This is a genomic window from Nocardia sp. NPDC059236, assembly GCF_042754085.1.
Classification (GTDB): Bacteria; Actinomycetota; Actinomycetes; order Mycobacteriales; family Mycobacteriaceae; genus Nocardia.
This window is the reverse complement of record NZ_JBHZAF010000013.1, coordinates 173,045-195,859: the sequence shown is the minus strand read 5'-3', so window position 1 is coordinate 195,859 and position 22,815 is coordinate 173,045. Positions and strand designations below refer to the sequence as shown.

Genomic DNA, 22,815 nt, shown 5'->3' with positions numbered 1-22,815 from the left:
GCCGCCCGCCGCTCTCAGGAGCAGCGGGCATACTCGCTGACGAAACCTAGACGGTGCGTCCGCAGCGCACCGGGAAAGTGATCGAATACATGTCGGACGACGCTGCCCAGGACAAGAAAACCGAAGACGATTCCATCGCCGAGGCCGATGCCCAGAGCAGCGCCGAACAGGCCGCCGAGAAGCCGGAGTTGACGAAGGACGCCGAGGCGGCACAGCCCGAGCCGGAAGCGAAGGCCGAGCCGGAAGCCAAGGCTGCCGAGCCGGAAGCGGATTCGGCCGCACCGGCCGCGAAGCCGGAACCGGCGGCCGCTGCGCCGCTGGCGAAGTCCGAGTCCGCGCTGGTCTCCAAGGTCGCGGTGCCGATGGTCGCGCTCATCGCGCTCGGCGTGCTGCTGGTCGCCTCGCTGGCGGGTCTGGGCGCCTTCTGGTGGCAATCGCACACCAAGAGCAACGAACTCGCCGACCGTGACTCCGCGGCCAAGGCCGCCTGCGATTTCGCGCGCGCGGTCTCGGTCTACGACCAGTCCTCGTGGAACGATTTCGCCCCGCGCGTGCAGGCGCTCATCACCGGTGAGTTCAAGCAGATGTTCGACCCGATGGCCGGCGACGTGAAGGACATCCTGTCCAGCGCGCACGCCAAGTCCTCGCTGAACGTGCTGCGCTGCGGCTGGGAGTCCGGCGATGCCAACAAGGCTTCGGTCCTGGTGAGCCTGACCCAGACCTCCACCAACGACTTCCACGCCAAGCCGATCGTGCTCACCATCCCGACGTACGTCGAGCTGGAGAAGCACGACGGCAAGTGGCTGGTGTCGAAGTTCCAGCCGGTCTACGCCGGTGACGAGAACCCGCTGTTCCCGGGCGGAACCGGCGGCGGCGATCAGCAGGGCGCCCAGCCCTCCGGTCAGCCGGCTCCCTCGGGTCAGCCCGCCCCGTCCGGTCAGCCCGCGCCCGCCACCACCGCGGCGCCCAAGCCGGGTAACTGATCGGGATATCCCGAGCACGAAAAAGGGCCCCCCTCCGGTACTTCCGGAGGCGGGCCCTTTTTCATGTCTTCGCAGGTGAAAGGGCCTGTGCGGGGGCGCTCAGAACAACGTGAGTGCCTCGGCGGCAGCCGCTTTGGCGGCCGTCGCCCGGCGGCGCGGGGTCGCGGTCGCGGAATGCATGGTGGCGCCGACCTTCTCGGCCTGTTCCGGCTCGGCTCGTTCCAACCCGCTGGGTGCGGTCACCGGGAGCGGCTCGGTCTTGGGTTCCACGATCGGGATCGGCGCGGTGGGCGGATCGAAGGGCACCGGTTCGTTGCCGTCGGGCTCGGTGGCGACACCGGTGGCGGCCACCTTCCGCGCGGCCTGGCCGGCCAGCGCGTCCGCCTGCTCGTTGAAGTAGTTGCCGACGTGCCCGCGCACCCAGCGGAACCGGACCGGGCCGGGCCGGGTGGCGATGGCGCGGTCGATCTGCTGGATCAGCTCGAGATTCTTGACCGCGCCGCCGGTGGAGGTCTTCCAGCCATTGGTGCGCCAGCCATGGATCCACTCGGAGGCGCACTTGATGGCATAGAGCGAATCGCTCTCGATGAGCAGGGGTTCGGCGTCCGGATGGGCCCGGACGGCCTCGAGGAGGGCGCGTAGCTCCGCGATCTGATTGGTGCCCGAGGGCGCACCGCCGCTGGCCGCGCCGCCCGCATGATTGACCCAGGCCCAGCCGATCGCGCCGCCCGGGTTGCGCAGGCATGATCCGTCGGTGCTCACGATGATCATGCGGCCTACCCTACGCGATCCGGCCGACAAGATCGGTGCCGTGGAATTCCTCTATCTCCCTACGCAATTGCGATTCGGTCCGGCGGACGGTGGCCTGCACCATCGCGGCCAGCATCTTCGAGAGCAACTTGCCGGTGAGCCCGCGCGGGGCCCAATACTCGGTTTCCGAGGTCAGCACCGCGCGGCCGTACCCGAGGGGGTCGAAACGCAGGGTGATGACACAGAAGTTGGAGCACGCCGACGCCGGCTTCCCCTTCCGGCGTCGGCGGAGTGTGTATTCGATGACCGCGTTGCGGCGGTAGTCGGTGATCTCACACTCGATCGTGGGATGCCACAGGCCGACCCGGAGGGTCGCGGCGAAGACGGCTCCGGCACCGTGATCGGAATCCCCGATCGGTTCGAAGGCGACCACGCCGAATGCCCAGTCCGGCACGAACTGATGGTTGTCCGTGTATGTGAACGCGACTTCCACCGGTGCGCCGACATCACTCGCGTACTTGAAATGGCCCATAGGCTGCTCCCTGTCCCACGGCTGCCTTAAAAGTACTACAGCAATCCTATTTATTGAGCGAACTCGTCCAATCGGTCCGCGATGTACTCGGCGATGGGCAGGGCGGAGGTGGCCGCCGGGGAGGGGGCATTGAGCACGTGAACCGAGCGCGGCGTGTGCTCGAGCAGGAAATCGTGGGCAAGCGCGCCGTCGCGCAGTACCGCCTGGGCGCGAATGCCCGCCTCCCGCGGCAACAGATCGGCGACGGTTAGCTCGGGGCAGTAGCGACGGCATTCGGCCAGGTAGCCGCGCTTGAACAGGGAGTTGCGCATTTCCCGCAGCCCGGTCCGGACATTGGCGGCGGCCACCCGGTGAAAACCGCGGTAGCCCAGGATCTCCCGGGCGTCGCGGATATTCACGCTGCCCTTGCTGTAGCCCTCGCGGGCCAGGCCCAGCACGGCATTGGGCCCGACGGTCAGCGCGCCGTCGATGGTCGGACTGAGATGGACGCCCAGGAACGGCAGTTCGGGATCGGGGATCGGATAGATCAGGGTGTTCACCAGATCGTTGCGCTCGGGCGGCAGCTGGTAGTACTCGCCGCGGAAGGGCACGATGCGCAGATCGATGTCCAGGCCCGCCAGCCGGGCCATCCGGTCCGCCTGCAGGCCCGCGCACACCACCAGCCGCCGGGCCTGCCAGGTGCCGGCCGGACCGGAAACGGTTACCGCCGAGTCGGTTTCGGTAATGGCAGTGACCTCCGCGCCGAGCACGATCTCACCACCGGCCGTGCGCACCTCCTGCGCCAGCGCCCGGGTCACCCGGCCGTAGTCGATGATGCCGGTGCTCGCCACGAACAGCGCCCCGACCCCGGTGATGCGCGGCTCCCGCCGCATCAGCTCGGCGGCGTCGAGCAACTCCACCTCGACGCCATTGGCGACGGACCGCTCGTAGAGCGCGAGCATCCGCGCGTGCTCGGCGGTATCGGTGGCCACCAGCAGTTTTCCGCACACCCGGAACGGAATGTCGTGCGCCGCGGCGAATTCCTTGGTGAGCTGCGCGCCGCGCACGCACAGCCGCGCCTTCAGGCTGCCGGGTTCGTAGTAGATGCCCGAGTGGATGACCCCGCTGTTGTGCCCGGTCTGGTGCAGGCCCAGCTGCCCGGCCTTCTCCAGCAGCAGCAGGCTCGCCCCCGGATGGCGTTCGAGCATGCGATGCGCGGTGGCCACCCCGACGATGCCGCCGCCGATCACGCAGTAGTCGTACACACCGGAAGTCTCACACAGCGACGGTGGCCGAGTCTTCCCCTGCCGTGCGGCCGTCCTTCTCGTGTGCGTGCGTGTCGGTGGTGTCGTGCACGGGAGTGCCGGTCGCGGCGGCCGGGACCGGATGGCGCGCGATCTGCAGGCCGTAGTTGCCGATCGCGGGGTCCGACAGGGTCAGCGTCACGTCGCCGCGACTGTCCACATCGGTGCGCAGCCGGGTGGTGGCGCCCGGATCGCCGTTGATGCCCAGCTGGTGCCCCAGCGGCGTGTTCAGCAGGATATCGGCGAACGTGGCGAAGACATTGGTGTCGACGGTGAGCGTCGCCGTGTGCTGGGCCGCGGCCACCTGCGCGCCCACGTAGGCGGTGCCGAGCCGGAACTGACCGCCCAGCGGGCGGGGCGCCTCGGCCGCGGTGGCGGCGCCGGTACCCGGGGTGCGGGCCGGAATCACCTGCACGAACGCGGGTTCCGTGCCCCGGTTGGTGAAAAGTGAAGTCAGGGCGACCTTCTCGGCAATCGGCTCAGCGGACTGGACGCCCGGCTGATCGGCTCGGCGCGGGCCGAGCTCGACGAGCGCCGGATGGTTGCCCGGCGCGGCCGTGGCGAGTCTGCCCGGCTGCTGGGCCATTTCATTGGTGATGTACGAACCGGCGGCGACGGTCAGCCCGATGCTGGCCATGCTGGCAGTGACAATGGCGCTGTAGCGGAACACCTGGGCCGTACGCCGGGTCGACCGGGCGGCCTGTGTCGCGAGTTCATGCGACATGACTGGTGCGTTCCTTTCCCTCTCCCCTGGCCCCCTGCGCCCGTCCGTCCCTTGTGTATGGACGGCGCGACGACCCGCACCATTGAAAGTCGTACGCGCGTCCAGGTTACGGTGGCGGCGGGTAACACCCGGCCCGGGTGAGAGCAGGATCACATCGGGGAAAGGTTGGGCATCAACAGGTTTTCCCCGCCGAAAGACTGGGTAAAAACCTGGTAGCGGCGAGCGCCAACTCGACTGCCATCGAAGAGACCTCCGGCCAACGGCGTCCGGTCGGCACCAGGCACGGCGCACCCAGGCTGGCGCTCGCTCGCTCCTCCTCGGGGAGCAGTGGTGATCCCAAGGGTCGAACCCTCGGAAACCCGTTCCGCCGAGAACGAAGCCCCTGTGGGAATTGGGGATTTCTGGTCGGAGGCCGGGATAGGCGGCGGGTCAGTCGAACTGACCCGCCGTTCGGCCGCTTCCGGGGGGACCGGCGAAAGCCTGTGCCAGGCCCAGCCATTCGCGAGCATCGGCGCCCACCACGTCCAGCCCGAGATCGTCGAGATGCCGCCGCTGGGTGACCAGCTGGCAGAAGTCCAGGGCGGGACCGCTGATTCGCTGCGCGGCCTCGGCCGGGCCCCAGGTCCAGGCGCTGCCGTCGGGCGCGGTCAGTTCGATCCGGAACTCCTCGGCGGGCACGGTCCTGCCATGCGTCAGGTAGGCGAAGTTGCGGGTCCGCACGCCGATGTGCGCGATGTGCCGCAGGCGTGCCGTGGGTTCGCGGGTGACGCCGAGCGTGTCGGCCACGTCGTGCCCGTGCGCCCAGGTCTCCATCAGGCGGGCGGTGACCATGGAGGCTGGGCTCATGGGCGGCCCGAACCAGGGCAGTTTGGTGCCCGCCGGAACCGTGCGCAGCGCCTCGACCAGGGCCGCGCGATCCTGCCGCCAGGTCGCGAGCAGTTGCGGCGCAGGGGTTTTCGCGCCCTCCTCGGCGGCCTCGTCGACGAAGGTGAGGGCCTTGGGCAGCGCCGCCTGCACCAGCTTGTCGAACTCGACCGGGTCGGTCGCGGACACCGTGGCGACCTGATCGGTCCAGTTCAGGTGGGCGATCTGGTGGGCGATGGTCCAGCCGGCGGCGGGGGTGTCGCGCTGCCAGCCGTCCGGATCCAGGTCCGCGATCAGCCGATCGAGATCGGCGCATTCGGCGGTGAAGTCGGCGAGCAATGCCTCGAGGTCGGCCACCGGGCCAGCATCGCAGCCCCGCCGAAAAAATGCAAGCATGCGTGCTTGATTTCTGGCGGCTCTCGTTCCTGCCTGAAAAAGTGCCGTCTACCAGCCGAAAAGGATCAGATGCACGGCCCCGACCACCAGGCCCAGCGCCGCGCCGTGCAGGTACAGCAGCCACGCGTCCTGCTCGACCGAGGCGTAGAACATCTCCATGAACTCACCGGGCGTGAGCTGCTGCAGCTTGCGGGCCGCGAACTCGTCGATCTTCTTGGCCTGGGCGGCCGCGAATTCCGGATCGTCGGCCAGGCTCGGGGCCAGGCCCACCGCGGCGGTGGTCGCGCCGACCGTCAGATTGTCGAACTGCCGCTTGCCGAAGACCGTCCGCACCACCGAGTGGGTGGGCCCGAGCTGGCGGTGGATCTCCTGCGAGATGAGCCGTTCCAGCAGCTGCCGGGTCTTGTCGCCGTTCGGGCCGTCGAGCAGTTCACGGGCCAGGTTGGGCAGCGTCAGCACCTGGTAGGCCAGGATATTGGCGAGATCGGCCGCGGCCTCCGGCTGCCGCTTGGCCAGCAGCGCCTGCTTCCACAGGTACCGGTAGCGCGGCTGCGGGTCGCCCGGCTCGAACACCATCTTGATGGCGATGACATTGACGGTCACACCGATGGCCGCGGCCGCGGCCAGGATGATCAGCCACGGCGGAATCCAGCCCAGCACCGGAATGCTCTGGTGCACATGCATGTACAGCGCCAGCAGCAGGCCGAAGGGCGCGCCCAGCAGGCCGACGCGCACCATGAACTTCAGCTCCGGCGCGGCGATGGTGGTGGTCAGGTCCTTGAGGATCTCCGGGTTGTCCCGCAGATACCGGATGACGAAGTCCTTGATGTCGATGAGCTGGTCGACATTGTCGCCGAGCTGTTCGAAGGCGCGCCGGGCCAGCGTCGGCAGTTCGCGTTCGATGCGCTGGTAGAGCACATTGCGCACCGACTTGGGCACCGCGCCCCACAGGTCCGGGTTCTCCTTGCTCATGATCTCGTCGACCATGTCCGGCACCTGTTTGCGGCCCACCTCGGCGATGTAGTCGGCAATGCCCTCGAGGTCGAGTTCGCGAATGAAGTCCTTGGGACTGCCGATTCGCATGATGGCCACGTCCACGCAGATGCTGGCCATCTTCTCGGCGCGCGCCGGGATGAAACCCTGGAAGCCGAGCCGCTTTCCGTCGCCCGAGAAGGTGGGCAGCACCTGCACGCGGCGCGGGAGGTAGGGGTAGAGGATCTCCAGGCCGGGCACCCGGAAGCCCTGGAAGTAGACCGGCCAGAACAACATCAGCACGCCGGTCCAGTTGGTGAGCCAGCCGGCGATGGCGCTGAAGATCGGGAAGCTGATCAGATCGACGACGAGTTTGGGCTGGCCGGTCAGCTGTTCCCAGTCGAGGAACAGACCCGAGGCCAGTGTCGTCATAGCAGCTTCCCCCTGTGGCCTAGCTGATGGTGAGAAAACGGACTCCCAACACTCTCATCGGTCCGAGGCGCTGTCAAAAGGTCCTGGCCTGGAAGAACGCGTCGTGTCGCGGGGCTGTTGGCAAGGTCATGCCGACGTGGTCTGCGGTGGGGTGCGGAAGTGGGAATACTGGTCAATCGACCAGCAGATACAGGCAGGAGATCAGCATGTCGCTCGACCGTCGTGGGTTTCTGACCGGCACGGCCGCCACTACCGCCGGCGTCGCCGCGCTCGCGGCCACCGGTGCGCCCGCCCGCGCCGAGAATGCCCCGGCCACCGGCAAATTCCCGCTTCCCGACGCCGACCGCCTGCGCATTCTCGTCACCGGCGACGCGGGCACCGGTGCGCGGCCGCAGTGGCAGGTCGCCGACGCCATGCGGGAACTGCATGCGCGCGAGCCGTTCTCCTTCGCCCTCGGCCTCGGCGACAATGTCTACGAACAGGGCCCGTGGTCCGATGACGACGCCCAGTTCGCCGCCAAGTTCGAGGACCCCAACCACGACCTCGACTTCCCCTGGCTCATGGTGCAGGGCAATCACGACAACTCCTCGATCCTGCCCGGCGACGGCGGCTGGCTGCTGCGCGGCGATCACGAGGTGGCCTATCACGCGCGCTCGGCCCGCTGGTTCATGCCGTCCCGCTATTACTCGGTGCGGATTCCGCAGGAGCAGCCGATCGTCGAATTCTTCGTGCTGGACCTCAATCCCATCGCCGCCTACCTGCCGCCGCTCTTCCAGCCCTACTGGGCGGCCGACGGCCAGTTCATGACCGAACAGGCCGCCTGGCTGGACCGGGCCATCGACGAGTCGCCGGCGAAGTGGAAGATCGCCTGCACCCACCACCCGTACCTCAACAACGGGCCGCACGGAAACGCCGGGGAATACGAGGGATTGAGCATCGAGCCGATCGACGGCCGCTATGTGAAGGACTTCTTCGAGGCGCACGTGCTGGGCCGGTGCCAGTTCCTGCTGTCGGGCCACGACCACTCGCTGCAGGTGCTGGAACCCAATGTGGCTGCCAAGGGCACCCGGCAGATCATCTCCGGTGCGGCCGCGAAATCGGTGCACGGCGAACCGTCCACCGGCGGCAGGCACACCGCCAACGGTGCGCTGTACGAGAACTACACCGACCTCGGTTTCATGGTCCTGGACCTGACCCCCACGTCCGCCGACCTGGGGGTCTACACGGTCGATCTCTCGAACGGCCGGTCCGCCAACGTCTTCCAGCGCCGGCTCGCGTAATCCGCGAACCGTGCCGGGTGCGTGAGCGACCTAGGGCTTCAGGACGATCCGAATCGGGTTGCCTTCCTTGGATTCCAGGGAGTGCACGGCCTTGGCGGCATCGGCCAGCGGGACCACGGCACTCACGGAGCGGGAGAAGTCGACCCGGTGCAGCCCTTGCAGTTTCACCAGCTGGGTGACGTGCTCGGGCGTGGACCCGTAGTGCCCGCGCAACTGCTGCTGGAAGAAGCTGAAGGCGGTGCCGCCGGTGATGGTGATCGGCTTGTCGGTGAGGCCGACCAGCACCAGGCGGCCCTGCGGCGCCAGGCAGACCACCGCCTGCTCGCGCACCGGCGCCACGCCCGCGAAGTCGAAGGCGGCGTTCAGCCCGGTGCCGGTGGCCTCGAACACCTTGCGCCGCAGGTCCGGATCGGCCGGATCGAAGGCCAGGTCCGCGCCGAAGGACAGCGCCCGCTCCCGGGCGGCGGGCAGCGGATCCACCGCGATGATCGGTGCGGCGCCAACCAGGCGCAGCAGCTGCACCCCGTGCGCGCCCAGCCCGCCGACGCCCCAGACGCCCACGGCCTCACCGGGTTTCACCTCGGCGGTGGCGGTGATGGCCGCCCACGGCGTGGACACCGCGTCGGGAATGAAACAGGCCTGCTCGAACGGCAGGTCGTCCGGAATCGGCACCAGGGTGTCGACCCGCGCCAGGGTGTATTCGGCCCAGCCGCCGTCGTAGTCCACGCCGCGGGTGAAGGTGGCCCCGTTGCGAAGCTCCCCGGCCTGCAGCACTACGCGATCTCCCACCTTCGCGGTGGTCACTCCCGGCCCGAGCGTGTGCACGGTCCCGGCGACCTCGTGCCCGAGCGTCACCGCATCGTCGCGCAGGAACAGCGGCGTCAGCGTGCCGTCGATGAGGTGCACGTCGGAGAGGCACACTCCCGCTGCCTCCACCTTGACCAGCACATGGTCCGGTCCCGGCTCCGGAATCGGCACCTCCTCGAGCTCCAGTCGGCGGTTCGGCCCCAGGTGTAGTCGTGCGGCCAGCATGGTCATCGATGACTCCTCGCGGTATCCGATTCGGGCGGCCCCTCCCCGGCGCCATGGTAGGCCGCACCCGCGCCTGCTCGGGCGGTTTGCCCGAACCGCCGAGTCGGTGTGGTGCTCAGTGCACGCTGTCGGCGGGCAGGTGGGCGGTGAGGAATTCGGTGATGATGGCGGTGACGTCGGGGGCGCGTTCGAGCATGGGGACGTGGCCGCAGCCGTCGAGGTATTCGGCGCGGTCGGGGCGCAGTTGCGCATTGACGGTGCGCCCGGCCGCGGCGGAGAGGACGCGGTTCTGGTTGCCCCAGATGACGCAGATCGGTGGCAAGCCGTCGCGATCGGGCCAATCGTCCAGTGTCGCAAAGGAAGACAGGTCGCGGACCAGGTAGATCAGTGCCCGCGCCGGGAAACCGGAGGACAGGGGCGCCACGTACGGGCATTCGCGGTAGGCGCGCCGGGTGGTGAACCAGGATCGGGCGGTGCGGCGGGCGACCCAGCGCGGGGTGTGCCAGCCGCTCAGCTTCCGGGCGGGGTCGTCCGGCAGCGCTCGGGCCAGGCGTGCCGCCTGCCGCCAATCACCGTGCATGGCAGTGGATTCGGTGAGCGGGTTGATCGCCACCACCGCCCGGATCAGCTCGGGATGCCGCCGGGCCAGCGTCAGGCCGACCGCCGAACCGACGCAGTTGCCGACCAGTCCGACCTCGGTGAGCTCGTGGTGTTCGATGAACGCGCGGATCAGTTCGGTGTAGCGCTCGAGCGTGTAGCCGTCGGCGGGCCGGGAGGAGGCGCCGTAACCGGGCAGATCGACCGCGTAGACCCGGTATGCACGGGACAGCGCCGCGATCTGGGGCGTCCAGATTAGATGGGAGGACCCCGCGCTGTGCAGCATCACCACCGGCGGACCGGATTCCCCCTGCCGCACATACGCCATCCGGGTGCCCTCGAATGTGAAGTCTTCCATGACACTCCAACACCTTCGTTGCCAGTGTTGGATTCATGGTCCCGCAAACCGGTTCAGTGCGAGCCGATTTCGGTGAGCCCGCGGTCGAGGAAGCGGATCATCCACTCGAAACTGTCCTCGGAGTCGTTGCTCCATTGGAAGCCGTCCGACGCCTGCAGGGTGGCGAAGCCGTGGAAGAGGCAGCGCAGCGTGCGCTGGGCGTGCACCATCTCCTGCTCGCCGACCCCGTAGCCGCGCAGCACCGCCGCCATGGATTCCAGCACCCGTGCACCCGACTGCAGCAGTGGATCATCCGGCCCGGTGAAGGTGGCGCCGACGGTCGCGGTGTACCGGCCCGGATGCTCGACCACGTAGTCGCGGAAGGCGTTCGCGAAGGCGGCCAGGGCCGCACTGCCGGAGAGCCCGTGCATGGCGTCGCGGACCCGGTGGTCGACTTCGGCCATGGCGAGCGCGGCGATGCCGTGCTGCAGGTCGGCCAGGCTCTCGATGTGCTTGTACAGCGAGGGGGTTCGCACCCCGAGTCGCTGCGCGAGGGCCCCGAGCGCCAGATTGCCGAAACCGACCTCGTCGGCGAGGGCGGCCCCCGCGGCGACGACGTCGGTCCGGCTCAAGCCCACCCTAGGCATGATGTTCCTTCAGGAACGGCAGGATCAGCTCGGCCACCCGGTCGGCGGCCTCGAACTGCGGGTAGTGGCCGGTGCCCTCGACCAGGCCCAGGCTGCCCAGTCCGGCCGGCAGGGCGGCGACGATGCGCTGGCCCTCGGCCTCGGGGCTCGGGAAGTCCGGGTCGGCGGTGCCCATGATGATGAGCGCGGGCTGGGTCACGTTGGGCACCTGGGCTTCCGCGTCCGCGGGGGTCGACTGCCCGGTTTTCATGAATTCGGCGAACCGGCCGGGCTCGCGCAGCTTGGCCGCGACCTCGGCCAGGTACTCGTCGAGGTCGGCGGGCTTGGTCGGGATGGCCACCTTCAGGTACTTCAGCCACTGGCCGAGGCTCTTGAACATCATGGTGGCCATCAGCGGGATCATGCCGCTGCGGTGGCGGGAGTTGGTGAAAAGCGCTGCGATGTCGACCTTCTGGGTCAGCGTGAACGGGTTGATCTCGACAATGGCCCGCACCAGGTCCGGCCGCTGCGCCGCCGCGATGGTGGCCGACCCGCCCGAGAGCGAGTGGCCCACCACGATGGCCGGTCCGCCGCCCAGCTTCTCGATGACCGCCAGCAGATCATTGGCGACATCGGTGCGGCTGATGGCCTCCTTGCCGGTAACCGACGCCCAGCCCATGCTCGACTCGCCGTGGCCGCGCATATCGGTGTTGACGACCCGGTACCCCGCCGCCGCCAGCAGCGGCATCAGGTGCCGGTAGGCATTGCGATCGACCCCCATGCCGTGCGACAGCACGACCAGCGGACCCTCGCCCATCTCGTCGTAAGCGATCCGGCCACCGTCGATGTCCACGTACTGCGTCATGGTCTTTCACTCTCTGGGAGTAGCTAACTGCGATAGCCATAAAGCTAATAGCTTTAGCTGGAGCCGTCAACCCCTTTCCGGAAAATCGGTCCGACCGGCGTGGCGCACCGCGTTCTAGCGTTCGGCCGCGGTCCTCAGGTCGGCCAGTCAGGCCTCCAGTCCGGCGCCCAGGAATCGGGTCGAGGTCGGCACATCCGTCTCGACCTGGGTCCCGTTCCAGTTCTCCTCGGTGCGCACCAGCACGCCGCCGTCGACCGGGGTGAAGGTCCAGACGTGAATGCCGCCGTCGATGCTCATCCCGTCGCCGACCGCCGGCCCGCTCCAGCGGATGCACCGGCCGGCCTGCATCTGCTGGACCGTGGAGGTGATGGTCAGCGTGGTCGCGGGGGTGGTGGCGGTGGCGGGAGCCGGTGTGGTCCAACGGAATTGCGAGCCCGGCTGCAGCGCTCCCGAATTTAGGCGCCGCATGCTGGTCACGGGCTGCTGCCAGGACGGCCACCCCTCGACGTCGGTCTGCAGATTCCAGATGGTGTCCAGCGGTGCCTTGATCAGCGCCTCGGTGCGGTAGTGGATCGGCGCGGCGGTATCGATGCTCTGCCCCGCGCAGGTCAGCGGTGAGGTATCCGCCGCAGGTCCATCGGCGAGCGCGGGCGCCACTATGGCGCAACCGATTCCGGCGGTGAGGGCGATCCCGAGCAGGGGATGACGCTCTGAACAGCTCATATGCCGCCGTTCCTGATTTCGATCCGCAACTCGACGCATGTTCGCCCCCGGCGAACATCGGTCCGGAACAATCGGTATACCCCCCGGGTTGAGTAGGTAACGCTCAACCTTGGAAGGGGTCGAAGACGTGACTACACCAACGAACCTGCCGGTCCTGTTCCTGACCGATCCGATCGTGCTCCCCGGCATGGTCGTGCCGATCGAGCTGGACGAGTCGTCGCAGGCCGCCATCGATGCCGCCCGCGCGGGCAAGGTCAACCAGGTGCTGGTCGCGCCGCGCCTCGATGAGGGGTACGCCACCTACGGCGTCGTGGCCACCATCGAACAGGTCGGCCGGATGCGCGGCGGCGCTCCCGCGGCGGTGCTGAAGGCGGAGAGCCGGGCCAAGATCGGCCACGGCGTGACCGGGCCGGGTGCGGCGCTCTGGGTCGAGGCCGAACCGGTCGAGATTCCGGCCGCCGACGGACGCACCAAAGAGCTTGCGGCCGAATACAAGAAGCTGGTCGTGTCGGTCCTGCAGCGCCGTGAGGCCTGGCAGGTCATCGACGCGGTCAATCAGATGAACGATCCGTCCACCCTGGCCGACGCGGCCGGCTGGGCGTCGTACCTCAGCAATGAGCAGAAGCGCGAGATCCTGGACACCCCGGATACCACCGCGCGGCTGCGCAAGCTGATCGAGTGGACCACTCAGCACATCGCCGAGACCGAGATCACCGAGAAGATCAGCGAGGATGTCCGCGAGGGCGTGGAGAAGCAGCAGCGGGAATTCCTGCTGCGCCAGCAGCTCAACGCCATTCGCAAGGAGCTGGGCGAAGACGAGCCGGACGGCGCGGAGGACTACCGCACCCGCGTCGAGAACGCCGACCTGCCCGCGGACGTGAAGGAAGCCGCCCTCCGCGAGGTGGGGCGTCTGGAGCGTTCCAGCGATCAGAGCCCGGAGACGGGCTGGATCCGCACCTGGCTGGACACCGTCCTGGAACTGCCGTGGAGCGTGAAAACCACTGACTCCACCGATGTTTCGGCCGCTCGCGCGGTGCTGGACGCCGACCACCACGGCCTGGACGAGGTCAAGGACCGCATGGTCGAGTACCTGGCCGTCCGTTCCCGGCGGGCCGCGCGCGGCCTGGAGGTCGTCGGCGGTCGCGGTTCCGGCGCGGTGCTGGTGCTGGTCGGTCCGCCCGGCGTCGGCAAGACCTCGCTGGGTGAATCGGTGGCACGGGCCCTGGGCCGCAAGTTCGTTCGCGTCGCCCTGGGCGGCGTGCGCGACGAGGCCGAGATCCGCGGTCACCGGCGCACCTACGTGGGCGCGCTGCCCGGCCGCATCGTGCGCGCCATGAAGGAGGCGGGATCGATGAATCCCGTTGTCCTGCTGGACGAGATCGACAAGGTCGGCTCGGACTTCCGCGGCGATCCCGCGGCGGCCCTGCTGGAGGTCCTGGACCCGGCGCAGAACCACACCTTCCGCGACCACTACCTGGACCTGGATCTGGACCTGTCGGACGTGCTGTTCATCGCGACCGCGAACGTCATGGAGACGATTCCCGGCCCGCTGCTGGACCGCATGGAACTGATCACCGTGGACGGCTACACCGAGGCCGACAAGGTGGCCATCGCCCGCGACTTCCTGATCCCCCGGCAGCTGGAGCGCAATGCCCTGACCGCCGAGGAGGTCTCGATCACGGACGAGGCGCTGCGTGAGGTCGCCGCGAACTACACCCGGGAAGCCGGGGTGCGGCAGATGGAGCGGCTGATCGCCAAGGCGCTGCGCAAGGCGGCGACCAAGCTGTCGGAGTCGGCGGACATCGCCGCGACCGAAAGCCTGGTCAGCAAGGGCGAATTCGTGCCGGAGGGCCTGGGCTACGACCGCGAGCTGGGCTACGACGCCGAATCCGGTCCGGCCGCAGTCGGTTCCGGCAAGCTGGTGATCGGACTGGGTGATCTGAAGGACTACCTGGGCCGTCCGCGCTTCACCCCCGACGGGGTCGAGCGCACCGCGGTCCCCGGTGTCGCGACGGGTCTGGCCGTGACCGGCGCGGGCGGCGACGTCCTCTACATCGAGGCCAATGCCGCCGAGGGCGACCGCTCGCTGACCCTGACCGGTCAGCTGGGCGACGTCATGAAGGAGTCCGCGCAGATCGCCCTGACCTACGTCCGCTCCCACCTGGAGGAGATCGGCATCGAGCCGAGGGTGCTGGATCGCAATATCCACATCCACTTCCCGGCGGGCGCGGTCCCGAAGGACGGTCCGTCGGCGGGCGTCACCATGGTCACCGCCCTGGTGTCGCTGGCCCTGGGCCGCCAGGTCCGCGCGGATGTCGGCATGACCGGTGAGGTCACGCTGAACGGACGGGTGCTGCCGATCGGCGGCGTGAAGCAGAAGCTGCTCGCCGCCCAGCGCGCCGGCCTGAAGACCGTGTTCATCCCGGCCCGTAACGAGCCGGATCTGGACGAGATCCCCGCCGAGGTGCTGGCCGCCCTGGATGTCCGCCCCGTCGCCGACGTGGCCGAGATCCTGGCCTACGCCATCGAGCCGGTCGCCGAACCGGCCTACGACGGCCGTGCGCTGAGCGCCACCGCCTGAGGTCGCGAGAACGGGAGCCGTGCGTGTTGTGTAAACACGCACGGCTCCCGGCCATTTCGGCAGTCCCCGAACCAGACCGGGTCGTACCCTCGTTAGGGATCCACCGGGGATCCGACGGAGGGCGAACGACATGCAACCGAACCAGCCCAGTCAGCCGAATCAACCGAACCAGCTCGATCAGGTCGCGGGTGAGCGGCTTTCGCACGCGAACCGGATCTTCACCTCGGATCTGTCGGTCAACGAGTTCGCGCTGCTGCACGGGGCGGGCTTCGAACCCATCGACCTGGTGATGGGCGTGTCCGTCTATCACGTCGGGTTCCAGTTCACCGGGATCCGGCAGCAGCAGGAGCTGCCGGTGCTGACCGAGGCCACCTATCGGGCGCGGTGGAATGCCATGTCGCGCATGCAGGCCGAGGCGGACTCGCTCCAGGCCGACGGGGTGGTGGGGGTCCGGCTGGAGTGGCGGCAGCACGGGGAGTCGATGGAGCATCTGGAGTTCATCGCGGTGGGAACCGCGGTGCGGTTCGCGAAATCGCCCGGCAGCTATCGGCGGCCGAACGGGCAGGCCTTCACCAGTCACCTCTCGGGGCAGGACATGGTGACGCTGATGCGCACCGGCTACGCCCCGATCGCCTTCGTCATGGGCAACTGCGTGTTCCACGTGGCGGTGCAGGGCTTCCGGCAGATGCTCAGCCAGATGGGCCGCAATATGGAGATGCCGCAGTGGACCCAGGGCAACTATCAGGCCCGGGAGCTGGCCATGTCCCGCATGCAGGCCGAGGCCGAACGGGACGGCGCGAACGGCGTCACCGGCGTCAGCGTCGATATCTCCAACTACGCGTGGGGATATCACACGGTCGAGTTCTACGCCTCCGGCACGGCCATCCGCCGCATCGGCGACGGCGACCCGATCATTCCGCAGTTCACCCTCGGCATGAACTCGTGAGCGATTTCGATACCGGGGCCGCCACCCGCGCCATCGATGCCGCGCTCGGCGGCCCGGGCGGCCTCGGACTGGTCTTCACCGTCTTCGCGGGCGTCCCCGGGGTGACCCGGACACCGCCCCGCAAATCTCTGTTCCGCTCCGAGCCGGAGCGGGTCCAGATCGGTTCGTGGCGTTACGAGGTCACCTCGGACGAGCGGATTCGCGCGGCCCACGTGGTAGGCGGCATCGTGCTGGCCGAGGAGCTGCTGCCGGCCGCCACCATCGCCCCGCACCTGGCCCGGGCGCTCGCCGAGATCGCCGCCTCGTACGGTCCGACCGCGCTGCCCCACCTCTCGGCGGCGCTGGACGTTCTCGCGGGTCCGGGCTGAGCCGAATGTCGAACAAGCGCCGAGCCGACCATCGAGAGCGGGCCGGTTGGCAACCAACCGGCGAATATCCTTTGTTTCACATGAAACGAAACCCGCACGGTCAGTTGGTTTCTCGTAGGGTGCGTAGGTGATCACCATTGCCACCTGGAACGTCCTGCACCGCGTTCACGCCGACAACTGGGACAGCGAGATGGCCGTGCGCTGGCCGCAGGAGGCGAAGCGGATCGCGGTCGTGACCGCCACCGTCGCGGACCGGCCCGAAGCGGTCATCGCGCTCCAGGAGGTCAGCGGCGATCAGCTGGCGAGCCTGCGGGAGGCGCTGCCCGACCGGACTTTTCACGTCCTCGACTACCCGCGCATTCCGAGCCCGCGCCGGGTGCCGAACACCCTGGCGGATCGCTCCGAGCATCTCGTGCTGATCGTGCGCGGGCCGAGCCGGTTCGTCACCGCGGAGCCGCACGCGGTCGATCCGGGAAAAGGCCTGCTGGCGGCCGAGATCGACGGCATTCTGATCATCGCCACCCATGTGAGCGGGGACCGGCGCCGGGCCGGCCAGCTCGACCGCCTGGCCGCCGTCGCCGGCGACGGCCCGGCAGTTCTGCTCGGTGACTTCAATATCGGCCGGGACGATCTCGCCGCCGCGCTCGGCGCCGGCTTCGCCATCCCCGGATTCCCGCCGGATTCCGTTCCCACCCGGCCCCGGACGGCCGGTTCGAAATCCCAGTTCATCGATCATGTGGTCGCGCGCGGTGTGCCGGTGCGCGGTGTCGCGGTCGAGGATGTGGCCGGGGCGTCCGACCACAACCTCGTGCGCGCGATTGTCGGCTAGAACTCGCCCACGACCCCGAGAATCGTTCGGCCGGAGTGGGTTCCGTCCAGGATGGAGCGCAGCACCGACTCCGCCTCGGTGATGGGTGCGAAATTCTCCAGCAGCGACAGATGCCGGGGCTTCAGGTCCTTGGCCAGCCGCGCCCACAGTTCACGGCGCTGGGCGATCGGGAAGTGCGCGGAGTCGATACCGATCAGGGACACGCCGCGCAGGATGAAGGGCATGACCGTGGTGGGCAGGTCGGAGCCGCCGGTCAGGCCCGAGACCGCCACCGCCCCACCGTATTCGACGGTGCTCAGAATGTGGGCCAGTGAGGTACCGCCCACGCTGTCGACGGCGCCCGCCCACTGCGCCTTGCCGAGCGCGCGCAGCTTCTCCCCCTCGCCGGGCTGCCGGCCGATGACCGAGGCGGCGCCGAGCGCCGAGAGCAGTTCGCCCGCACCGAGTTTGCCGGTGGAGGCCACCACCTCGAATCCGAGCCCGGCCAGGATGTCCACCGCCACACTGCCGACGCCGCCGGTCGCGCCGGTGACCAGCACCGGGCCGGAGTCGGGGGTGAGACCGCGGTCGAGCAGCGCCTGCACACTCATGGCCGCGGTGTAGCCCGCGGTGCCGATGGCCGCCGCCTCGCGCGGGGTCAGTCCGTCCAGCTTCACCACCCACCCGGCCGGAATCCGTGCGTACTCGGCGAAACCGCCGTGGTGGGCCACGCCGATGTCGTAGCCGTGCGCGACGACCAGGTCGCCGGGCGCGAATTCCGGATCGGTGGAGGCCACCACCTCACCGCTGAGGTCGATGCCGGGGATGAGCGGATACTGCCGCACCACGCCGCCGCGCGGGGTGATGGCCAGCCCGTCCTTGTAGTTGGCGCTCGAGAAGTGCACCTTGATCGTCACGTCGCCCGGCATGAGGAAGTCGTCGGCGACCTCCTCCCGGATGAGGGCGATCCCACTGTCCGTTTCGTGTGCCACCATCGCCTGGAACTCCATGTCCAGAGCATAGGTCGCCACCTGCGCGGACGCGTCACCTTCCGGACCGATCGCACCCATTACCCGGCAGGTAATCGCTTTCGTTCCCGCGCTTTGCGATTGTCGAATCAGCGATCGAATTGCGAAGGAGCGCAGCAGATATGCCGACTTTCCAGACCACCACCGACGGCACCACCCTCTACTACCAGGACTTCGGCTCCGGCACCCCGATCCTGTTCGTGTCGGGCTGGACGCTGAACAGCGACCAGTGGGAATACCAGATGCACTACTTCCTGGCGCAGGGTTACCGCTGCGTCATGATGGACCGGCGCGGCCACGGCCGCTCGGACACCCCGGCCACCGGCTACGACGTCGATACCCGCGCCGACGATGTCGCCGCCCTGATCGAGCACCTCGACCTGCGGGATCTCACCATCGTGGCGCACTCGGCGGGTGGCGGCGAGACGGTGCGCTACCTGAGCCGGCACGGTTCCGATCGGGTGGCGCGAATCGCGCTGCTGGCCCCGGCGATTCCGTTCATGATGCACACCGACGACAATCCGATCGGCATTCCGATCGAGGCGCTGGAGGGCCTGCTGGAACAGCTGCGTACCGACCGGCCCAAGTGGTTCGTCGAGCGGTCCCAGGGCTATTTCGCCACGCACCTGCGTCCGGGCGTCACGCAGGCGGTCATCGACGAGGAGATCAGGCGCTGCCTGTCGGCCTCGCCGTACGCGATCCAGGTCATGCAGCGCGAAGCGTTCACCACCGATCACCGCCCCGATGTGGCCGCGCTGACGGTCCCGACGCTGCTGCTGCACGGCATTCCGGACCAGTCCATCCTGATCGATGTCGCGAGCCGCCAGGTCGTGAAGCTGGCCCCGCACGCGGTGCTGAAGGAGTACCCGGATGCCGGGCACGGTCTCTACATCACCCACGCGGCCGAGGTGAATGCCGAGATCCTCGACTTCATCAAGGGCTGACGGCGAACTCGAGGACCGAGAGCCCAGGCATGACTCGCCCCCGACCTCGGCCGGGGGCGAAACCCGTTGTCCTCATGCGAACTTCGGTGCGCGCTTGCCGGTGAACGCGGCGATGCCCTCCTGCCCGTCGGCGGAATCGGCGCAGCGGGTGATGAAGGCCGCCTCGGTGTCCAGCTGCTCCTCGAGGGTGTGCCGCGAGGACACCAGCAGCAGCTTCTTCACATTGGCGTTGGATCCCTTGGGGCCGGTGGCGAATTCCTGCGCCAGAGCCTCGACGGCGCCGGTCAGCTCGGCATCGGGCACCACCCGGTGCAGCAGACCCCACTCCAGCGCCTCCGCGGCGGACAGGGTGCGGTTGGTGAGCATCAGCTCCTGGGTCTTGCGCAGGCCGATGATCCGCGGCAGGTAGTAGGACGCGCCGCCGTCGGGGCTCAGGCCGACCTTGGTGTACGCCATGGTGAAGGCGGCGGATTCGGCGGCGACCACCAGATCGCCGGCCACCGCGAGGCTCATGCCCGCGCCCGCCGCGGTGCCGTTCACGCCCACGATGAGCAGCGCGTCCATCCGCGCCAGCGCCGACACCGCCCGGTGCAGGGTCCCGGCCAGCTGCTCGATGAATGCTCCGGTGTCCGCGCTGGCGGCCATGGCCCGCACGTCGCCGCCCGCGGAGAAGAACCGTCCGGCCGCGGTCAGCACCACGACCTTCACCGTGGGATCCTCCGAGCAGTAGGTGGCCGCGCGCTCCAGCTCGTCCGCGAGCGCCTGATCGATGCCGTTGGCGGCATTGGGCCGGTTCAGCGTGATGCGGGCGATCGGGCCGTCGTGCTCGAACAGGATGTTCTCGTAGTCGCGCCCGCCCGTCGCCCCGCCGCCACCCCTGTGGGAATCGCTGCGCGATGCTGAGTTCATTTGAGTGCCTTCCGTCGGGTGGAACCTGATCACAGCATGGCGTATTCGACCCGGACCCCGAGCAGCCGGATGGGCCGATCCAGCTCGAAGGTGTGCAGCACTTCCAGCGCCGTCTGCACGATCTCGTCGACATCGGTGGTCGGTGTGGATAGTTTCCGCTGCTTGCTCCGGGTGAAGAAGGTCTTGGTACGCACCGTGACACTGACCCGCCCGACGGCCCGCCCGGCCGCGAGGGTCTCCTCGGCCACCTGGGTGGCCAGCCGCACCACCGCGGCATCGATCTCGGCGCGTTCGGTGAGATCCTGCGGGAAGGTCTCGGATCGGCTGTGGCCCACCGGTTCTCGCGGCTCGGCGATGTCCGTGTCGCCTGCGCCGTGCCCGAGCACCCACAGATACGGCCCGGTATTGGGACCGAACTCCGCCGCGAGCGCCTTCCGGTCGGCGGCGGCCAGGTCGGCCACGGTCTCGATCCCCAAGCCGCTCAGGCGTTTCGCGATGCGCGCGCCGATGCCCCAGAGCGCGGAGGTGGGCCGGTGCGCCATCAGCTCGACCCAGTTGTCCCCGGTCAGCCGGAAGATTCCGGTTCCGGTGTCCGCCGCCGGCGGCTCGTCGGCCGACCGCGCCGACTTGCCGACCGCCTTGGCGAAGCCGGTGGCCAGCTTGGCCCGGGTCTTGTTGTCCCCGATGCCGACCGCGCAGGTCAGCTCCAATTCCGCGATGGCGGACCGGATCTCACGCGCCAGTTCCCCGGGATCCTCGGTGTCCACCGCCAGGAACGCCTCGTCGAAACCGAGCACCTCGACCCGGCCGGGGAAGGTGCGCAGCAGCGCCATGATCTCCTCGGACGCCTCGGCGTAGCCGGCCAGGTCCTGGGGCAGGAAGACGGCGTCGGGGCAGACCCGCGCGGCCGTGCGCAGCGGCATGCCCGCCCGCACCCCGAAGGCCCGGGCGGGATAGGACGCGCAGGACACCACCTTGCGGGGTTCGGCCGGATCGCCGTTGCCGCCCACGATGATCGGCTGCCCGCGCAGCTCCGGATGCCGCCGGAACTCGACCGCGGCCTGGAATTGGTCGAGGTCGACGTGCAGCAGCCAGCGCGTCACTCCTCCGTCATACCGCATGGTCTCCCGAAATGCCGGGAACTGCGGAAACGGTCAGCGGGAGCGGCGCAACCACCTGAGCGGCGAGCGGTAGGCGTAACGCGCCCTCACCGCACCGGTATCCACCTCACCCGTGACCCGGATCAGCGGCGCGCCCGGGAATCGCGGCAGCTTGACCCGGTTGGCCACCGAGCCGGCGCCTGGCTGCACGCCGTCCGTGTCGACCCGCCAGCCGCGCGGCACGATCAGCACGATCGTCCCGGCATCGGCCTCGACCCGGATGTCGATTTCCCGCCGTGAGCACCGGGCCCGGGTGAAGTCCAGTACCAGCTTGCCCGAAACACAGTCGGCCACCAGCTGTTTGGGGACGATCCAGTCGTCGTCGGTACGTTTGGTGCCGCTCGTCACCTGTAGTTCCATGGCAGGGGTGTCGGCGGTGGGCTGATATCGGCGGGCGCCGAACCTGCGCTCGATATCGTCGACACGGGTCGCGGGCGTGTGCCGCTGCTCCTTGGTACGGGTCACCGAAACTCCTCCCCCGGCATGTGAAACGATCTTGTGGGTTATGCCATGGGAGCTCGAATTATGCCGCATAGCAGGGCATTCCGGGAGGTCGGAGCGGCCGCTGCGGCCACAACACGGTGTCGGTTCGGGCACGGCCAGATCACGATCGTGCCCGAACGCGGTCCCGCCCCGCGCGCGGGCGCGGTGACGGCTAGCGGCGGCCGAGGAAGACCGTGGTGGCGCCGAGAATGTAAATGTCCTCGCGCGCACCGATGAACGTGTCGGCGGCCGGATCCTGCAGCGCCGCCAGGGTGGCCCGATCATCATCGCCGATGCGTTCGCCGACCCGCTCGCTCAAGCCGCCCAGCCAGGCGACGACGCTCTCGCGCACGGCCGGCGCGGGCGGCGCGGGGTGATCGATCAGCACGCTGAAGGAGGTCGCGTCCGCCAGCCCGGCCCGGCTCAGCGCCACATTCCAGCCGTAGGGCATGGGCGTCGCGGCGGTGATGTCGGCCCGCATCTGGGCGAAGCCCGCGTCGCGCAGGGCCAGCAGCCGGTCCTGGAGTCCGGGCGCGCCGACGCCGAGTTCCCAAGGCAGGCAGCGCATCGACAGCCCGCCCTCGGCCAGCGCCAGCCAGCCCCCCGGCCGCAGCAGCCCGGCCAGGCGCGCGGTGCCGGCCTGCTGATCGGGCAGGTGGTGCACCATGCGCGAGGCCCACACCAGATCCGCGGCCGGGATCCCGGCGCCGAAGTCCGCGGCCGCGGCGTCGGCGTGCACGGTCCGCACCCGCACCCGATCGTCCCCGTCCAGCGCGACCTTCACGGCCTGCTGGGCCGCGTCGAGCAGCTCCGGCACCGCGTCCACGATCACCAGACTCCCGCCGCCGCGGGCCAGCAGTTCCCGCGCGAACGCGACACTCTGGCCGCCCGCTCCCGCGCCGATGTCCAGCACGGTCGCTTCCGCGCCGGCCGGAATCAGGGCGACCAGCCGCCGCGCGATCTCGGCATTGGCGTCGGCCGACATGGCGTCATCGCGCCGGAGATCGTCGACCATGGCCGCCCAGTCGATCCCGTCGTGGGTGTGGCCGTGCCCATGCCCATGTCCGTGACCGTGGGAATGCGGATGTCCGTGCGTGCCTGCCTGTTCGTGCGAGTGAGCGCTCATACTCCGACGCTATCGGCGCGCACCCGGACGGCTCGAATCCTTTTGCCGATCCGGCAAGGTGTCCGG

General features: G+C 69.0%; 23 protein-coding genes. 7 read left to right on the top strand and 16 right to left on the bottom strand.

The annotated features are described in order from the left end of the window. Positions 1-89 precede the first annotated feature (89 nt). Complete coding sequence (locus ACFXIV_RS30705) at positions 90-983, top strand: hypothetical protein (protein ID WP_379400750.1); 894 nt, start codon at positions 90-92, stop codon at positions 981-983. A 99-nt stretch (positions 984-1,082) separates the two neighbouring features. Here ACFXIV_RS30705 and ACFXIV_RS30700 read toward each other — a convergent pair whose 3' ends face one another. The 6 genes from ACFXIV_RS30700 to ACFXIV_RS30675 form a co-directional block, all read right to left on the bottom strand. After that, positions 1,083-1,754 carry a ribonuclease H gene (locus ACFXIV_RS30700; RefSeq protein ID WP_379400749.1) on the bottom strand — a complete coding sequence of 224 codons (672 nt, stop codon included), beginning with the start codon at positions 1,752-1,754 and terminating at the stop codon, positions 1,083-1,085. Between the two features lie 10 nt (positions 1,755-1,764). Beyond that, positions 1,765-2,265: an SRPBCC family protein gene (locus tag ACFXIV_RS30695; protein WP_364609136.1), complete on the bottom strand. Its 501-nt coding sequence runs from the start codon at positions 2,263-2,265 to the stop codon at positions 1,765-1,767. A 50-nt stretch (positions 2,266-2,315) separates the two neighbouring features. Continuing rightward, the gene (gene lhgO, locus ACFXIV_RS30690; protein ID WP_379400748.1) at positions 2,316-3,509 is read right to left on the bottom strand and encodes an L-2-hydroxyglutarate oxidase; all 1,194 of its coding nucleotides are present in this window, start codon (positions 3,507-3,509) and stop codon (positions 2,316-2,318) included. Positions 3,510-3,519: 10 nt separating this feature from the next. Then, positions 3,520-4,272 (bottom strand): hypothetical protein, encoded by a 753-nt coding sequence (locus ACFXIV_RS30685; protein ID WP_379400747.1) that lies wholly within the window; start codon positions 4,270-4,272, stop codon positions 3,520-3,522. A 429-nt stretch (positions 4,273-4,701) separates the two neighbouring features. Then, positions 4,702-5,493, bottom strand: coding sequence for a TIGR03084 family metal-binding protein (locus ACFXIV_RS30680; protein ID WP_379400746.1), 792 nt, complete (start codon positions 5,491-5,493; stop codon positions 4,702-4,704). 87 nt (positions 5,494-5,580) lie between these two features. Beyond that, complete coding sequence (locus ACFXIV_RS30675) at positions 5,581-6,936, bottom strand: hypothetical protein (protein WP_379400745.1); 1,356 nt, start codon at positions 6,934-6,936, stop codon at positions 5,581-5,583. A 206-nt stretch (positions 6,937-7,142) separates the two neighbouring features. Between ACFXIV_RS30675 and ACFXIV_RS30670 the strand changes: the two genes are divergently transcribed. Then, on the top strand, positions 7,143-8,216 hold the full coding sequence (locus ACFXIV_RS30670; protein WP_379400744.1) for a metallophosphoesterase: 1,074 nt from the start codon (positions 7,143-7,145) through the stop codon (positions 8,214-8,216). A gap of 30 nt (positions 8,217-8,246) precedes the next feature. Here ACFXIV_RS30670 and ACFXIV_RS30665 read toward each other — a convergent pair whose 3' ends face one another. The 5 genes from ACFXIV_RS30665 to ACFXIV_RS30645 all read right to left on the bottom strand — a co-directional run bounded on the left by ACFXIV_RS30665 (position 8,247) and on the right by ACFXIV_RS30645 (position 12,396). Then, positions 8,247-9,254 (bottom strand): zinc-binding dehydrogenase, encoded by a 1,008-nt coding sequence (locus ACFXIV_RS30665; RefSeq protein WP_379384480.1) that lies wholly within the window; start codon positions 9,252-9,254, stop codon positions 8,247-8,249. Positions 9,255-9,363: 109 nt separating this feature from the next. Continuing rightward, entirely contained in the window at positions 9,364-10,203 is an 840-nt protein-coding gene (locus ACFXIV_RS30660; RefSeq protein WP_379400743.1) for an alpha/beta fold hydrolase, read from the bottom strand. Positions 10,204-10,256: 53 nt separating this feature from the next. Continuing rightward, complete coding sequence (locus ACFXIV_RS30655; protein ID WP_379400742.1) at positions 10,257-10,829, bottom strand: TetR/AcrR family transcriptional regulator; 573 nt, start codon at positions 10,827-10,829, stop codon at positions 10,257-10,259. Beyond that, positions 10,822-11,673 carry an alpha/beta fold hydrolase gene (locus tag ACFXIV_RS30650; RefSeq protein ID WP_379400741.1) on the bottom strand — a complete coding sequence of 284 codons (852 nt, stop codon included), beginning with the start codon at positions 11,671-11,673 and terminating at the stop codon, positions 10,822-10,824. Before ACFXIV_RS30650 ends, ACFXIV_RS30655 begins: the two co-directional genes overlap by 8 nt. A 147-nt stretch (positions 11,674-11,820) precedes the next feature. Continuing rightward, the gene (locus tag ACFXIV_RS30645; protein WP_379400740.1) at positions 11,821-12,396 is read right to left on the bottom strand and encodes an SRPBCC family protein; all 576 of its coding nucleotides are present in this window, start codon (positions 12,394-12,396) and stop codon (positions 11,821-11,823) included. Between the two features lie 187 nt (positions 12,397-12,583). On the opposite strand from ACFXIV_RS30645, the gene lon reads away from it, so the two are divergent. The 4 genes from lon to ACFXIV_RS30625 all read left to right on the top strand — a co-directional run bounded on the left by lon (position 12,584) and on the right by ACFXIV_RS30625 (position 17,120). Then, the gene (gene lon / locus ACFXIV_RS30640; protein WP_379400818.1) at positions 12,584-14,977 is read left to right on the top strand and encodes an endopeptidase La; all 2,394 of its coding nucleotides are present in this window, start codon (positions 12,584-12,586) and stop codon (positions 14,975-14,977) included. A 130-nt stretch (positions 14,978-15,107) separates the two neighbouring features. Then, positions 15,108-15,923, top strand: a complete 816-nt coding sequence (locus ACFXIV_RS30635; RefSeq protein WP_379384447.1) for a heavy metal-binding domain-containing protein — start codon at positions 15,108-15,110, stop codon at positions 15,921-15,923. Beyond that, positions 15,920-16,291 carry a DUF5073 family protein gene (locus tag ACFXIV_RS30630; RefSeq protein WP_379400739.1) on the top strand — a complete coding sequence of 124 codons (372 nt, stop codon included), beginning with the start codon at positions 15,920-15,922 and terminating at the stop codon, positions 16,289-16,291. The genes ACFXIV_RS30635 and ACFXIV_RS30630 overlap by 4 nt, the downstream gene beginning before the upstream one ends. Positions 16,292-16,418: 127 nt before the next feature. Continuing rightward, on the top strand, positions 16,419-17,120 hold the full coding sequence (locus ACFXIV_RS30625) for an endonuclease/exonuclease/phosphatase family protein (RefSeq protein WP_379400738.1): 702 nt from the start codon (positions 16,419-16,421) through the stop codon (positions 17,118-17,120). On the opposite strand, the gene ACFXIV_RS30620 is transcribed toward ACFXIV_RS30625, so the two are convergent. Then, positions 17,117-18,109, bottom strand: coding sequence for an oxidoreductase (locus ACFXIV_RS30620; protein ID WP_379400817.1), 993 nt, complete (start codon positions 18,107-18,109; stop codon positions 17,117-17,119). The genes ACFXIV_RS30625 and ACFXIV_RS30620 overlap by 4 nt on opposite strands. Before the next feature lie 140 nt (positions 18,110-18,249). On the opposite strand from ACFXIV_RS30620, the gene ACFXIV_RS30615 reads away from it, so the two are divergent. Further along, the gene (locus ACFXIV_RS30615) at positions 18,250-19,071 is read left to right on the top strand and encodes an alpha/beta fold hydrolase (protein WP_379400737.1); all 822 of its coding nucleotides are present in this window, start codon (positions 18,250-18,252) and stop codon (positions 19,069-19,071) included. A gap of 72 nt (positions 19,072-19,143) precedes the next feature. Here ACFXIV_RS30615 and ACFXIV_RS30610 read toward each other — a convergent pair whose 3' ends face one another. The 4 genes from ACFXIV_RS30610 to ACFXIV_RS30595 all read right to left on the bottom strand — a co-directional run bounded on the left by ACFXIV_RS30610 (position 19,144) and on the right by ACFXIV_RS30595 (position 22,749). After that, positions 19,144-19,980 carry an enoyl-CoA hydratase/isomerase family protein gene (locus ACFXIV_RS30610; RefSeq protein WP_379400736.1) on the bottom strand — a complete coding sequence of 279 codons (837 nt, stop codon included), beginning with the start codon at positions 19,978-19,980 and terminating at the stop codon, positions 19,144-19,146. Positions 19,981-20,009: 29 nt separating this feature from the next. Next, positions 20,010-21,083, bottom strand: coding sequence for a DNA polymerase IV (locus ACFXIV_RS30605; protein WP_379400735.1), 1,074 nt, complete (start codon positions 21,081-21,083; stop codon positions 20,010-20,012). Between the two features lie 51 nt (positions 21,084-21,134). Further along, positions 21,135-21,605 carry a hypothetical protein gene (locus ACFXIV_RS30600; RefSeq protein WP_379400734.1) on the bottom strand — a complete coding sequence of 157 codons (471 nt, stop codon included), beginning with the start codon at positions 21,603-21,605 and terminating at the stop codon, positions 21,135-21,137. A gap of 190 nt (positions 21,606-21,795) precedes the next feature. After that, positions 21,796-22,749: a class I SAM-dependent methyltransferase gene (locus ACFXIV_RS30595; RefSeq protein ID WP_379400733.1), complete on the bottom strand. Its 954-nt coding sequence runs from the start codon at positions 22,747-22,749 to the stop codon at positions 21,796-21,798. Positions 22,750-22,815: the final 66 nt, after the last annotated feature.